We start from the raw sequence: 14,280 nt of genomic DNA on the forward strand, positions 1-14,280 counted from the left end.
TGGGAGGCGGCTGACGCCGTGATCGCGAGCAAGCTCGCTCCTACATGAAAGAATCCGGTGCGTCGTCATCAGTGGCTGGCCGCCGTGGCGCCCATCTCGTTGACCTGCCGGAAGCGCGAGAAGCGTTCCAGGGCGAAGGGACGGATGAGCTCCGGGACCTTGCCGCCGCTGGCGACCAGTTCGGCCATGGTCTTGCCGCAGATCGGCGTGGCCTTGAAGCCCCAGGTGCCCCAGCCGGCGTCCAGGTAGTAGTTCTCCAGCGGCGACAGCCCCATGATCGGGCTGTAGTCGGGCGTCATGTCGGTGATGCCGGCCCACTGGCGCATCAGCCTGGCGTTGGCGAGGAACGGGAACATCTCGATGGCATGGGCCAGCAGGCCCTCCTTGAGCTCCAGGGTCGAGCGGGTGTTGTACAGCGGGTAGGGGTCCGAACCGCCGCCGATCACCACCTCGCCGCGACCGGTCTGCTGCACATAGCAGTGCAGCGCCGAGGAGCTCACCAGCGGATCGAGGAAGGGCTTGAACGGCTGAGTCACCATCGCCTGCAGCGGGTAGCTGTGGATCGGCGCGCGGATGCCCAGCTTGTTCATCAGCAGCGAGCTGTAGCCGGCGATGGCCTGCACCGCGCAACCGCACTTCACGGTGCCACGGTTGGTCTTCACCGCGGCGACACGGCCGTTCTCGACCACGAAGTCCTGCACCTCGGTCAACTGGTGAATTTCCACCCCGCGCTTGGCCGCCTGCTTGGCGTAGCCCCAGGCCACGGCGTCGTGGCGCGCGGTGGCACCGTCGATATGCCAGAGGCCGGCGAGCACCGGCAGGTGGCCGGGGTCGAGGTTGAGCGTCGGCACCAGTTCGCGGATCTGCTGGCGGTCGATCATCTCGGTGCGGCCGCCGAAGTGCTTGTTCACCTCGGCGCGCTGGCGGAAGGCGCGCACCGTCGCGTCGGTGTGGGCGAGGGTCAGCTGGCCGCGCTCGGAATACATGATGTTGAAGTCGAACTCGTTGGAGAGCGCCTTGAACAGCTTCACCGACTCGGTATAGAAGCGCACACCTTCGCTGGTGAGGTAGTTCGAGCGGATCACCGCGGTGTTGCGCGCGGTGTTGCCGCCACCGAGATACGCCTTCTCCAGCACCGCGACGTTGGTCACGCCGTGGTACCTGGCCAGGTAGTAGGCGGTGGCCAGGCCGTGGCCGCCACCACCGATGATCACCACGTCGTAGCTGTCCTTGAGTTCCTTCGGCGCCGGCAGGTCGACTTCCGCCGGGTACTCCGAGGACAGACCGTACTTCAGCAGGCTGAACGGCATGCTGCCTCCTCCGCGGCCGTGGCGGCCGACGCGTGCGCACGCTGCTGGCGGGCAGCGGTCAGGGTGTTCTGCATCAGCATGGCGATGGTCATCGGACCGACGCCGCCCGGCACCGGGGTGATCGCCGAGGCCACGGGCAGGGCGCTGGCGTAGTCGACGTCGCCGACCAGCCGGGTGCGGCCATCTTCTTCGATGCGGTTGATGCCGACATCGATCACCACCGCGCCGGGCTTGAGCCAGCTGGCGTCGATCATCCGTGGCCGGCCGACCGCGGCGACCACGATGTCGGCCTGGCGGCACAGGCGCTGCGGGTCCTGGCTGCGCGAATGCAGCAGGGTCACCGTGCAGTCGGCCTGCAGCAGCAGCGCCGCCATCGGCTTGCCGACGATGTTCGAGCGGCCGATCACCACCGCGTGCTTGCCGCGCAGGCCGCCGAGGGTGTCGCGCAGCAGGCGCATGCAGCCGGCCGGGGTGCAGGGGGTGAGCACATCGCGGCCCTGGCTGAGGCCGCCGACGTTCTCGCTGTGGAAGCCGTCGACGTCCTTGGCCGGATCGACGGCCTGCAAGACGCGGGTTTCGTCGATGTGCGCCGGCAGCGGCAGTTGCACCAGAATGCCGTGCACCTCGGCATCGGCATTCAGTTCGGCGATCAGCGCCAGCACCTGCTCGGCGCTGGCATCGGCCGGCAGCCGGTGCTCCAGCGAGCGGATGCCCACCTCGCCGGCGCGCAGCACCTTGTTGCGCACGTAGACGTGGCTGGCCGGGTCGTCGCCGACCAGCACCACCGCCAGCGCCGGCTGGATGCCTTCGGCGGCGAGCAGGGCGACGTCGGCCGCCACTTCGGCGAGGACCTTCGCCGAGACGGCCTTGCCGTCGATGAGTTTGTCGCAAGTCGGGCTGTTCACCGGAAGATCACCGTCTTGTCGTGGTTGAGGAAGACGCGGTGCTGCAGGTGGTACTTGACCGCCTTGGAGAGCGCCACGGTTTCGGTGTCGCGACCGATGTTCACCAGGTCGTCGGGCTTGTAGGCATGGTCGACGCGCTGCACCTGCTGCTCGATGATCGGGCCTTCGTCGAGGTCGGAGGTGACGTAGTGGGCGGTGGCGCCGATCAGCTTCACGCCACGCTCGAAGGCCTGGTGGTACGGCTTGGCGCCCTTGAAGCCGGGCAGGAACGAATGGTGGATGTTGATCGCGCGGCCCGAGAGTTGCTTGCACAGGTCGTCGGAGAGGATCTGCATGTAGCGCGCCAGCACCACCAGCTCGGTTTCGGTCTCGTCGACGACCTTCATCAGCTCGGCTTCCTGGCGGGCCTTGGTTTCCTTGGTCACCGGCAGGTAGATGAAGCGGATGCCCTCGCGCTCGGCCATCGGTCGCAGGTCCAGGTGGTTGGAAACGATGGCGGTGATCTGCATGTCCATCTCGCCCTTGTGATAGCGATACAGCAGGTCGTTCAGGCAATGGTCGAATTTGCTCACCATCAGCAGAACCCGCATCGGGCGGGCCGTGCTGTGCAGTTCCCAAGTCATGTCGAAGTCGTTGGCGACGGCGACGAAGCCCTGTTCGATGCTGGCGATGTCGCCTTCCAGGCCGGCATTGAAGCGAAACACCGCGCGCATGAAGAACCGACCGCTGAACTCATCGTCGAATTGCGCCATTTCACTGATGTAGCAACCGTTGGCGGAGAGGAAGGACGTCACCGCGGCGACGATGCCCGAGGTGGCCGGGCAGCTGACCTTGATGATGAAGTGATCCTGTGCGTGTTGCATGTCTAGTCCTCGAGGGGGTAGAGGCAGAAGGCAAGTGCAATGTTCGTGGGTGAACAGTCTGTTCAGGTGCGAATATTTTTAACTGATGGGAATATATCTTTCGCTTGATTGGTTTTATAAGCGAACGGATTCTTAAGGTCTATACATCTAGGAAAAAAATATCGCAGCAGGAAATTCTTCGCGGATCGGATCCGGGAGCGAAGAGGGGCGGTGGGGCTTGAGGCGGGGAGGGTCAGGCAAGTAGGACGGGTGCAACCCGCCGACGGGCGCCGTCCTGAGGCATGTCCGGTGGGTTGCACGCGCCCTACGACCGGCAGAGTTCAGGCGTTCCAGCCCAGGCCCTAATCCTTGTCGTAGTTCATGATCGAGAGCAGGCGGATCGGCACTTCGACCAGCTTCTCCGGCCCATGCGGGACTTCGCCGTCGAAGGTCAGGCTGTCGCCGGCGTGCATCGAGTAGAGCAGGTTGCCGTGGCGATAGATCAGTTCGCCTTCGAGCAGGTGAACGAACTCGGTGCCCGGATGGGAGAAAGTGGGGAACTCCTCGCTGGCATCGTCCATGGTGATCATGTAGGCCTCGAAGCTCTTCTTCGGCCCGCGGGTATGGTTCAGCAGATGGTAGGTGTGGCCTTTCTCGGTGCCGCGGCGCACCACTTCCATGCCTTCGCCCTGTTTGACCAGGAGGGCCCCGCTGCCTTGCTGGTCGTACTGGCTGAACAGCTTGGACATCGGCATGCCGAGCACGTCGCACAGGCGGCTGAGGGAATCCAGGCTGGTGGAGACCTGGGCGTTCTCGATCTTGCTCAGCATGCCCTGGCTGATGCCGGCGATGCGGGCCACGTCGGCGATTTTCAGGCCCTGGGCTTGGCGCTGGCGCTTGAGTTGAATGCCGAGGTACTGCTCGAGTTTGAGGCGGGGCGGTGTATCGGTCGATTGGGTCATTGGGTCTGCGCGATTTTGGTTCTTGAAATATATGTCTCGCACCAGGAATTAGCAGGCTCCTGGGCCATGGCGGGGTTCCGGGCGGTGCGAATTTTCCACTTATGAAAACATCTTTCCTCCTTATATAGAACAAACGGGTTTCACGGCGTGTTTCGGTTCCCATGGGCAGGTTGGCAAGCGCCTTGCATTTCCTAATGCGAAAATTAATTTCCTTTGCGGAATATATGCAGCCCCACCAAGGAGCGAATCACGATGTTGCCCAGCGAAACACAGCGAATCATCGACCAGCACGGTATCAAGTACGTCCTGGCACAGTTTGTCGATATCCATGGCTCGGCCAAGACCAAATCCGTGCCGGTGTGCGGGCTGGAGTCGGTCGCGGAGGTGGGCGCCGGTTTTGCCGGTTTCGCCATCTGCGGCATGGGCATGGAGCCCCACGGGCCGGATTTCATGGCGCGTGGCGACCTCACCACCCTGACGCCGGTGCCCTGGCAGCCCGGCTATGGCCGCGTGCTGTGCATCGGCCACGTCGACGGCAAGCCCTGGCCCTACGACAGCCGCTACGTGCTGCAGCAGCAGGTACGCCGCCTGAGCGAACGCGGCTGGACCCTCAATACCGGCCTTGAGCCCGAATTCAGCCTGTTCCGTCGTGACGCCGAGGGCCGCCTGCAACTGGTCGACGCCAGCGACAACCTGGACAAGCCCTGCTACGACTACAAGGGCCTGTCGCGTTCGCGCGAATTCCTCGAGCGCCTGACCGAAGCCCTGCAGAAGGTCGACTTCGAGGTCTACCAGATCGACCACGAGGACGCCAACGGCCAGTTCGAGATCAACTACACCTACAGTGACGCCATGACCTCCGCGGACCGCTTCACCTTCTTCCGCATGGCCGCCGGGGAGATCGCCAACGAGCTGGGGATGATCTGCTCGTTCATGCCCAAGCCGGACCCCAAGCGCGCCGGCAACGGCATGCACTTCCACCTGTCGATCGGCGACGCGGACAACGGCAACCTGTTCCACGACGCCAGCGACCCCAGCGGCATGGGGCTGTCGAAGATGGCCTATCACTTCGCCGCCGGCCTGCTGGCCCACGCGCCGGCGCTATGCGCCTTTGCCGCGCCGACGGTCAATTCCTACAAGCGGCTGGTGGTAGGGCGCTCGCTGTCCGGCGCGACCTGGGCGCCGGCATTCGTCGCCTACGGCGCCAACAACCGCTCGGCGATGGTGCGCATCCCCTACGGGCGCATCGAGTTCCGCCTGCCGGATGCCGGCTGCAATCCCTACCTGGTCACCGCCGCGATCATCGCCGCGGGGCTCGACGGCATCGACCGCCAGCTCAAGGCCGGGGCGCCGTGCAACGAGAACCTCTACGATCTGGGGCTGGAAAAGATCGCCGCGCGCGGGATCCAGACCCTGCCGCAGTCGCTCAAGGAAGCCTGCGACGCGCTGGAAGCCGATCCGCTGTTCCGCGAGGCGCTCGGCGCCGAGATCGTCGACGAGTTCCTCAAGCTCAAGCGCATGGAATGGGTGGAATACAGCCGCCATGTCTCCGACTGGGAAATCCAGCGATATACCGAGTTTTTCTAGCGAACGAAGTGAGGACTGCTTCTATGTGTGGAATCGTGGGTCTCTATCTGAAGAACCCGGCGCTGGAATCCCAGCTCGGCAAGCTGTTCGAACCGATGCTGCTGGCCATGACCGGACGCGGACCGGACAGTGCCGGTTTCGCCATTTATGGCGATGAGGTCAAGGACGGCTGGGTCAAGCTGACCCTGCAGAGCGGCGAGGCCGACTATGACTGGAAGGCCCTGATGGGCGAACTGGAAGGCTGCCTCGGCTGCTCCCTGGACTGGTTCAGGAACGCCAGCGCCGCCGTGCTGAAAATCGACGCCGACGAGACCGTGGTGCGTGCCGCGCTGAAGACGCTGGCACCGGACGTACGCATCATGAGCGCAGGCCGGAGCATCGAGATTCTCAAGGGCATGGGCCTGCCGGCGGAGATCGCCGAGCGCTTTTCGCTGGTCGGCATGCAGGGCAGCCACATCATCGGTCACACGCGCATGGCGACCGAAAGCGCAGTCACCATGGAGGGCAGCCACCCGTTCTCCACCGGCGACGACCTGTGCCTGGTGCACAACGGCTCGCTGTCCAACCACTTCCACCTGCGCCAGGAGCTCGAGCGCCAGGGCATCGGCTTCGAGACAGAGAACGACACCGAGGTCGCCGCCGGCTACCTGACCTGGCGCCTGCAGCAGGGCGACAGCCTGCAACAGGCGCTCGATCACGCCCTGGAAGACCTCGACGGCTTCTTCACCTTCGCCATCGGCACCCGCGACGGCTTCGCGGTGATCCGCGACCCCATCGCCTGCAAGCCGGCGATCCTCGCCGAGACCGACGACTACGTGGCCATGGCCTCGGAGTACCAGGCGCTGGCCAGCCTGCCGGGGATCGACAAGGCCAAGGTCTGGGAGCCGGAGCCGGCGACCCTGTATGTCTGGGAAAAACAGGCTGTTTGAGGAGCGCACCGAATGAAAACCATCCATCTCAGCGAATCCACCGTGCGTGATCTCAACCAGGCGCTGCACGACCAGGCGAAGACCCTCGACGAGCGCGAGTGGGTCGTCACCCATCCGGACGGCAAGCACAACCTCGCGGTGGGCGTGAACGAGGCGCTGTCCATCGATATCCAGGGGCACGCCGGCTACTACTGCGCGGGCATGAACCAGAAGGCCAGCGTCACCGTGCACGGCAACGTCGGCGTCGGCGTGGCCGAGAACATGATGTCCGGCTCGGTCCGCGTGAAAGGCAGCGCCTCGCAATCGGCCGGCGCCACCGCCCATGGCGGCCTGCTGGTGATCGAGGGCGATGCCGGCGCACGCTGCGGCATCTCGATGAAGGGCGTCGACATCGTGGTCGGCGGCAGCATCGGCCACATGAGCTGCTTCATGGCGCAGGCGGGCCGGCTGGTGGTCTGCGGCGATGCCGGCGATGCGCTGGGCGATTCGCTCTACGAGACGCGCATCTACGTCAAGGGCAGGGTCAAGTCGCTGGGTTCGGACTGCATCGAGAAGGAGATGCGCGCCGAGCACCTGGAGGAACTGGCCGAACTGCTGAACCGCGCCGGCTTCGACGAGGACCCGGCCAGCTTCAAGCGCTACGGCTCGGCCCGCCAGCTCTACAACTTCAAGGTCGACAACGCCTCGGCGTACTGACCACCCCTGACTCTTGTAGGAGCGGGCCATGCCCGCGAAAAAGCGTTCGCGGGCATGGCCCGCTCCTACAAAAAGCCTTCGAGGAGTTTTCCCATGAGCAACGAATATCCACCGGTACTGCGCGAGTCCGCCACCTTCGACCGCCTGACCATCCAGGAAATCCAGCGTGCCGCCGAGACCGGCATCTACGACATCCGCGGCGGCGGCACCAAGCGCAAGGTGCCGCACTTCGACGACCTGCTGCTGCTCGGCGCCAGCATGTCGCGCTACCCGCTGGAGGGCTACCGCGAGAAGTGCGGCACCGACGTGGTGCTCGGCACCCGCTTCGCCAAGAAGCCGATCCACCTGAGGATCCCGGTGACCATCGCCGGCATGAGTTTCGGCGCGCTGTCCGCCCAGGCCAAGGAAGCCCTCGGCCGCGGCGCCAGCATCGCCGGCACCAGCACCACCACCGGCGACGGCGGCATGACCCCGGAAGAGCGCGGCCAGTCGCAGCACCTGGTCTACCAGTACCTGCCGTCGCGCTACGGCATGAACCCGGACGACCTGCGCAAGGCCGATGCCATCGAGATCGTCCTCGGCCAGGGCGCCAAGCCGGGCGGCGGCGGCATGCTGCTGGGCATGAAGGTCACCGAGCGCGTGGCCGGCATGCGCACCCTGCCGGTGGGCGTCGACCAGCGCAGCGCCTGCCGCCACCCGGACTGGACCGGCCCCGACGACCTGGCGATCAAGATCGCCGAAATCCGCGAGATCACCGACTGGGAAAAACCCATCTACGTGAAGATCGGCGCCAGCCGGCCGTACTACGACGTCAAGCTGGCGGTGAAGGCCGGCGCCGATGTGATCGTGCTCGACGGCATGCAGGGCGGCACCGCGGCGACCCAGGAGGTGTTCATCGAGCACGTCGGCATCCCGATCCTCTCGGCCATCCCCCAGGCGGTACAGGCCCTGCAGGAGATGGACATGCACCGCAAGGTGCAGCTGATCGTCTCCGGCGGCATCCGCACCGGCGCCGACGTGGCCAAGGCCATGGCCCTGGGCGCCGATGCGGTGGCCATCGGCACCGCCGCGCTGATTGCCCTGGGCGACAACCACCCGCGCCTGGACGCGGAGTTGAAGAAGATCGGCTCGGCCGCCGGTTTCTACGACGACTGGCAGAACGGCCGCGACCCGGCCGGCATCACCACCCAGGATCCGGAGCTGGCCAAGCGCCTCGACCCGGTGGAGGGCGGTCGCCGGCTGGCCAACTACCTGCGCGTCCTGGTGCTGGAGGCCCAGACCATGGCCCGTGCCTGCGGCAAGTCGCACCTGCACAACCTCGATCCCGAGGATCTGGTGGCACTGACCGTGGAGTCCGCCGCCATGGCGCGGGTTCCGCTGGCGGGCACCCGCTGGGTGCCGGGGCAGGGCTTCTAGGGGCCCGTTCCCTCTTTGTCGCAGGCGTCCTCCGGCGCCTCGCGGATAGCACCGGCGCCATGGGAGCGCCGGAACGCGAGTGCGATTTCGATTCGAATCTTGGGAAACGACAATGCGATTGAATGAAGGCGCAGCCCGTGGGCTGCGTGCGGGACTGGCCGCCCTGGCCGTGCTGCCGGGCCTGGCCCTGGCCGATGAAGCCGTGCTCGATAGCGGCGACACGGCCTGGATGATGATTCCACGGCATTGGTGCTGAGGATGCTGGTACCCGGGCTGGCGCTGTTCTATGGCCGCATGGTGCGCAGCAAGAACGTCCTTTCGGTATTCACCCAGTGCCTGGCCGTTGGCGGCGCGATCGGCGTGCTGTGGGGGATCTATGGCTACAGCCTGGTGATCGACGCCACGGAAATTCTGCCCATTGCGCCGATCCGGCCCGTTATTCCCGCTGTTTGATCCTGATTTGTGCATTTTCCGGTCGTTCTGCCCGCGGCGGTGCCGCTGCAGGGGCCAGGCGCCGGCAAAACCCGGCAGGTCGGAGAACTGGCATGCTCCGTGCTTTCTTTAAGGGAACAAAAAGTTCCTTCTGGGAATTTTTACGAGTGAATGACCCATTCACCCATGCGTGCCGATTTCGTGTTTCAGGGAGGCTTCAGATGACCGCGTCAGGCAGCGATACGATCTTCAGCAAACCCCGCTATCGCACCGAGGCTTCGCCACAACCGGCACGCCGCCGCCTCGTGGTGGCGCAGGATGCGGCCTGCGCCGCGCCCTTGCTGGATCAACCGGAAGCCCAATTGCTCAGCCTGGGCGGCGAGCTGGCGGCGGACCTCCCGCACGAGCGCTTCACGAGTCCCGCAGCCCTTTACCTGCGCCTGCAACTGCTGCTGGAGCGGGCCGAGGTGGGCACGCGGCTTTACGTGAGCGGCGACGAGGTTTTCCTCTGGCACGTCTACCGCCTGGCCCGCCACGCCGGTCTGCTCGGCGACGAGATCGAGCTGTTCAAGAGCGGTGTGCGGCGGCGGCTCTACTGCGTGCACTGCGGCACCTTCCAGGACATCGGCGAGGAGGGCGAGGCCGGCTGCAGCGGCTGCGGCGTCCGCCTGCTGGTCCGCGAGCACTTCTCCCAGCGCCTGGGCGCCTACATGGGCGTCTGCCTCGATCCGAGCCGCCCCTACGGGGAGGGCCGGCCATGAGCGCACTGCTGGAGGCCAAGGTCACTGCCGTGCGCCAGTTGACGCCGGTGGTCCGCGAATTCACCTTCGAGGCGGCCGAACGGCAACTGCCGGGCTTCTCCTCCGGCAGCCACGTGCAGGTGCTGATGCCGCTGGGCGAACGCACGCTGCGCAACGCCTACTCGCTACTCGGCGATCCGGCCGACAGCAGCCACTACCGTATTGCCGTGCGCCTGCAGGACGATTCGCGCGGCGGCTCGCGCTTCATGCACGAGCGGGTGGCGGTGGGCGACCGCCTGCGGCTTTCGCGGCCGCACAACCTGTTCCCCCTGCATTCGCAGGCCAGCCATCACGTGCTGGTGGCCGGCGGTATCGGCATCACCCCGTTCATGGCCTATATCGCCGAACTCCAGGCCCGTGGCGCCTCGTTCGAGCTGCACTATGCCTTCCGCGGTCACCTCACCGACGCCTATGTCGACGAACTGGCCGAACGTCTCGGGGACCGCCTGCACGCCTATGACGCCAGCGCCAGTCGACGCCTGGACCTCGCTGCACTGCTGGCCGGCCAGCCGCTCGGCACCCATCTCTACGCCTGCGGCCCGCAGCGCCTGCTGGTCGGGTTGCGCGAGCAGGCCCGGGCGCTGGGCTGGCCGGATGGGCGCGTGCACTGGGAAGCCTTCGCCGCGCCCGAGCCGGGGCTGCCGTTCAGCGTCGAACTGGCGCGCAGCGGCCAGCGCATCGAGGTGCCGGCCGACCTCAGCCTGCTGGAAGCGCTGGAGGCCGCCGGTGTCGAGTTGCCGAACCTGTGCCGCGGCGGCGTCTGCGGCCAGTGCGCGACGCGCTACCTGGCCGGCGCGGTGGAGCATCGCGACCACTACCTCGACGAAGGGCAGCGCACCGAATCGCTGATGCCCTGCGTTTCCCGTGGCGGCTGCGCCAGTGCGCTGCTGCTCGACCTGTAGGCAGACCCATCCGCCACCCTTTCGACACCAGGAGAGTGCCCGCTATGCCCGTCGTCATGAAACCCCTGGAGACTTACCGGGACGACTTCACCTTCCGCAACAGCCCCGAGGCGATCGCCCGCTTTCCCTTCCCGTTCCCCGAGGACAGCTACATGTACTCGGTGAACCTCGAGCCGGCCAATGGCGGTGCGCCGGGCTCGGTGTTCGAACACTGGTTCGACATCGACGAGCACTATGTCTCGGAGATGGCCGAGCGCGCCCGCGTGCTGGAGCGGGACCCCGGTCGCTGCCTGGTGATGCCGCACATGGCCCAGGCTGCCTGGGACAGCCTGGAAATGCTCATGGAGCACCTGGCCGCCGACTACCCGGAACACTTCAGCCTGCATCGCGACGGCGACCGCTGGACCTGGATCAACCGTCCGCTGGGCATCGAGCAGCGTTTCACCTTTGGCGATCCGGCGAGCCTGCCGTGCGAGCCGCTGGAATACATCACCCGCCAGGTCCAGGGCGATTTCGCCGTGCTCGACCAGCGCGACGGCGACCTGTTCATGGATGCCGGCATGGTCACCTGCCCGGCCGACTGGTCGATCAAGTTCGACGCCGGCATGAGCTTCAAGCAGTGGCATGCGCCGGTGCCGCTGGCGCCGCAGATGGGCGTGTTCGACCGTGCATTGAAGTACCTGCTGAACATCCAGGTCGGCCAGCCGGTGCGCCGGCTGAACTGGACCATGACCATCAACCCGCGCCTGGATACCTCGTCCGAGACCTTCCACGAGTGGGGTCACGAGCGCGGCCAGGTGACCCCGGAGAACGTCGCCCGGCTGGTGCACCTGCGCGTCGAGCTGCAGTTCATGCCGCGCCTGCCGCGCAGTAACGCGCTGCTGTTCGGCATCCGCACCTACCTGATCAGCCTCGAGGAACTGGCCAGCAACCCGGCCTGGGCCTGCCGCCTGCACCGCGTGCTGAGGGACCTGCCGGAGGCCATCGCCGACTACAAGGGGCTGAGCCTCTACCGGCAGACGGTAGTGGATTGGCTCAGCCAGTTCGATCCGGAGGTCCGGACCGCCTGAGGGCAGGCAGTTTCAATCGTCGCAGCGCGGCGCATTCACCTTGAACGACGCCTGCGTGCAGGCCTTGCAACCAACAGGAGAACAACATGGCTAATTCCTGGCGCATTTCCGCCCTGGCTTCCCGGCATCGTGCCCTGGGTTCCGCCCTCGAAGACTGGAACGGCATGGGCACGGCCTGGACCTACGGAACCACCTCGCTGGCCGATGCCCACGAGGCGATCCGCACCCGCGCTGGCCTGATGGACGTCTCCGGGCTGAAGAAGGTGCACTATGTCGGGCCGCATGCCGAGTCGCTGCTCGAATATGCCACCAGCCGGGACATTTCCAAGCTCTACCCGGGCAAGTCGGTCTACGCGACGATGCTCAACGAAGCGGGCAAGTTCGTCGACGATTGCGTCATCTACCGCACCGGACCCAACGCCTTCATGGTGGTGCACGGCGCCGGCAACGGCTACGAGATGCTCGTGCGTTCGGCCCAGGGCCGCCAGGTGGCGGTGCTGTTCGACGACGACCTGCACGACCTCTCGCTGCAGGGGCCGCTGGCGGTGGATTTCCTCGCCGAGCACGTGCCGGGCATCCGCGAATTGCCTTACTTCCATCATGTCCAGACCAAGCTGTTCGACCGTCCGGTGATGATCTCGCGCACCGGCTACACCGGCGAGCGCGGCTACGAGATCTTCTGCAAGGCGGCCGACGCGCCGCTGATCTGGGACAGCATCCTGGAAAAGGGCAAAACGCTGGGTATCATCCCCTGCGCGTTCACCGCGCTGGACTGGCTGCGGGTCGAGAGCTACTTGCTGTTCTTCCCCTACGACAACTCGGAGAAGTACCCCTTCGCCGACGAGCCGGCCGGCGACACCCTGTGGGAACTGGGCCTGGACTTCACCGTGTCGCCGACCAAGGGCGAGTTTCGCGGCGGCATCGAGCATGCGCGGCTCAAGGGCCGGGAGCGCTTCAGGATCTTCGGCGTGCTGCTCGAGGGCGAACAGGCCGCGGCCGAAGGCGACACGCTCTGGGCCGATGGCAAGCAGGTCGGGGTGATCACCTGCGCGATGTACTCGCGGCTGAGCCAAAAGTCCATGGCCATCGCCCGCTTCGAGGTGCCCTATGCCGAGCAGGGCACGGCGCTGGAGGTACGCGGCAGCCTCACGGCCAGGGCGATCGCCCACAGCATGCCGTTCGACGACCCGGAAAAGAAAAAGCGCACCGCCAAGGGCTGAACGCCGTGCCGGTGATGGTGTAGGGCGGGTGCAACCCGCGCGGACGATGGCCAAAGCCAACTCCGATCCGGCGGGTTGCACCCGCCCTACGGCGGTTTCCATCACGATCCATAGCGGCGCCACCCTGTCCGAAGAGAGAGAAACACGATGGCCTGGTTGAATGGCTGGGGATTCCTGCTGCTGGCGGGGCTCTGCGAGGTGCTGTATGCCTCGATCATTCCGCGCACCGACGGCTTCACCCGCCTGTGGCCGAGCTTGTACTGCGGCTTCTTCCTGCTGCTGAGCATCTACCTGCTGAGCCTGTCGGTCCGCGTGCTGCCGCTGGGACTGGCCTATGCGGTATGGGTCGGTATCGGCACCATCGGCACGGTGCTGTACGCCATGCTCTACATGGGCGAGCAGCTCGGCGTGCTGCGCAGCCTGTGCCTGGTCATGATCATCGCCGGCATCGTCGGTTTGAAGCTGGCCAGCCCCGAACCGCGGGCCTGAGACGCGAAGCAGGCGTGTACGGAGGCTGCCGCTCGATTTCCTGCTTTGCCCGTTCGAAATGCGTTGGGCTTCGGCGCTGTGCGCCTCAACCCAACCTACGCTCCGCATCATAGGTCGGGTGTTGAGCGAGGTGTCGGCCTTCGCCGTGGCATGTCCCGCGACAGCCTCGTCGATCAGGGCTGGGCGGCGGCCAGCAGGCTGGCCGCGTCGTGCACGCCATCTACGAAGCGCCAGTGCGGGTCCGTAGACCTGGCCCAGCCATGGGCCGCCTCGATGGCGGCATTCAGCGACAGCAGCTGGACGGTGCGGCCGATGTTGTCGATGTTGTCGATGTTGCCGATGACCTAGTGCGAGGCGCCGGAGCGTTCCTCGATCAGGTCGACCAGTTCGCTGAACTGCGTGGAGAAGAAACCGTGCGTGGCCTTGAATTCCAGGCCGACTTCGTTGCGCAACTGCTCGGCGCCGGCGCCGGCGCCGGCGCTGCTGTCGTCGAGAAAGCCGCGCGTGTCGCCGACGTAGCGCAGCTGCTCGCCGCTGCGCGCGCTGATCTCACCGCAGACGTTCTCGACCTGCTCGATGGCCTGGCAGCCATGCCGCTGCAGGGCTTCCAGGCGGCCGAGCAGGGCGGTGATGGCGGCGGATTCGTCCGTGGGGCGGCAGGGACTTGCGGCGGAACCGTCGAACCGTCAGGCGGGTGCGCAAGGCGGCGGGCATCTGCCC

At 66.0% G+C, this 14,280-nt stretch carries 13 protein-coding genes and 1 pseudogene; 10 read left to right on the forward strand and 4 right to left on the reverse strand.

The window, feature by feature from the left end; all coding sequences use genetic code 11:
• Positions 1-68: 68 nt before the first annotated feature.
• The 4 genes from NA637_RS05115 to NA637_RS05130 form a co-directional block, all read right to left on the reverse strand.
• Positions 69-1,310, reverse strand: coding sequence for an FAD-dependent oxidoreductase (locus NA637_RS05115; RefSeq protein WP_256071257.1), 1,242 nt, complete (start codon positions 1,308-1,310; stop codon positions 69-71).
• On the reverse strand, positions 1,292-2,215 hold the full coding sequence (folD, locus tag NA637_RS05120) for a bifunctional methylenetetrahydrofolate dehydrogenase/methenyltetrahydrofolate cyclohydrolase FolD (RefSeq protein WP_256071258.1): 924 nt from the start codon (positions 2,213-2,215) through the stop codon (positions 1,292-1,294). Before folD ends, NA637_RS05115 begins: the two co-directional genes overlap by 19 nt.
• Complete coding sequence (gene purU / locus NA637_RS05125) at positions 2,212-3,078, reverse strand: formyltetrahydrofolate deformylase (RefSeq protein ID WP_256071259.1); 867 nt, start codon at positions 3,076-3,078, stop codon at positions 2,212-2,214. The genes folD and purU overlap by 4 nt, the downstream gene beginning before the upstream one ends.
• 341 nt (positions 3,079-3,419) lie before the next feature.
• Positions 3,420-4,019 carry a helix-turn-helix domain-containing protein gene (locus NA637_RS05130; protein ID WP_256071260.1) on the reverse strand — a complete coding sequence of 200 codons (600 nt, stop codon included), beginning with the start codon at positions 4,017-4,019 and terminating at the stop codon, positions 3,420-3,422.
• Between the two features lie 252 nt (positions 4,020-4,271).
• Here NA637_RS05130 and glnT point away from each other — a divergent pair, with 252 nt between their 5' ends.
• The 10 genes and pseudogenes from glnT (at position 4,272) to NA637_RS05180 (ending at position 13,560) form a co-directional block, all read left to right on the forward strand.
• On the forward strand, positions 4,272-5,606 hold the full coding sequence (gene glnT / locus NA637_RS05135) for a type III glutamate--ammonia ligase (protein ID WP_256071261.1): 1,335 nt from the start codon (positions 4,272-4,274) through the stop codon (positions 5,604-5,606).
• 23 nt (positions 5,607-5,629) lie between these two features.
• Positions 5,630-6,535 carry a class II glutamine amidotransferase gene (locus NA637_RS05140; RefSeq protein ID WP_256071262.1) on the forward strand — a complete coding sequence of 302 codons (906 nt, stop codon included), beginning with the start codon at positions 5,630-5,632 and terminating at the stop codon, positions 6,533-6,535.
• 12 nt (positions 6,536-6,547) lie between these two features.
• Positions 6,548-7,231: a protein glxC gene (locus NA637_RS05145; RefSeq protein ID WP_256071263.1), complete on the forward strand. Its 684-nt coding sequence runs from the start codon at positions 6,548-6,550 to the stop codon at positions 7,229-7,231.
• A 93-nt stretch (positions 7,232-7,324) separates the two neighbouring features.
• Positions 7,325-8,647 carry an FMN-binding glutamate synthase family protein gene (locus NA637_RS05150; protein ID WP_256071264.1) on the forward strand — a complete coding sequence of 441 codons (1,323 nt, stop codon included), beginning with the start codon at positions 7,325-7,327 and terminating at the stop codon, positions 8,645-8,647.
• 112 nt (positions 8,648-8,759) lie between these two features.
• Positions 8,760-9,052: pseudogene (locus NA637_RS05155) on the forward strand (hypothetical protein); the annotation flags it as partial.
• Between the two features lie 248 nt (positions 9,053-9,300).
• Complete coding sequence (locus NA637_RS05160) at positions 9,301-9,840, forward strand: dimethylamine monooxygenase subunit DmmA family protein (protein ID WP_256071265.1); 540 nt, start codon at positions 9,301-9,303, stop codon at positions 9,838-9,840.
• A complete protein-coding gene (locus tag NA637_RS05165; RefSeq protein WP_256071266.1) occupies positions 9,837-10,781 on the forward strand; it encodes a PDR/VanB family oxidoreductase in 945 nt (314 codons plus the stop codon). The genes NA637_RS05160 and NA637_RS05165 overlap by 4 nt, the downstream gene beginning before the upstream one ends.
• A 44-nt stretch (positions 10,782-10,825) precedes the next feature.
• Entirely contained in the window at positions 10,826-11,851 is a 1,026-nt protein-coding gene (locus NA637_RS05170) for a heme-dependent oxidative N-demethylase family protein (RefSeq protein ID WP_256071267.1), read from the forward strand.
• A gap of 86 nt (positions 11,852-11,937) precedes the next feature.
• Complete coding sequence (locus NA637_RS05175; protein WP_256071268.1) at positions 11,938-13,071, forward strand: aminomethyltransferase family protein; 1,134 nt, start codon at positions 11,938-11,940, stop codon at positions 13,069-13,071.
• A 147-nt stretch (positions 13,072-13,218) separates the two neighbouring features.
• Entirely contained in the window at positions 13,219-13,560 is a 342-nt protein-coding gene (locus NA637_RS05180; protein ID WP_256071269.1) for a DMT family transporter, read from the forward strand.
• Positions 13,561-14,280: the final 720 nt, after the last annotated feature.

The sequence above is a fragment of the Stutzerimonas stutzeri genome, assembly GCF_024448935.1.
Taxonomy (GTDB): Bacteria; Pseudomonadota; Gammaproteobacteria; order Pseudomonadales; family Pseudomonadaceae; genus Stutzerimonas; species Stutzerimonas stutzeri_AO.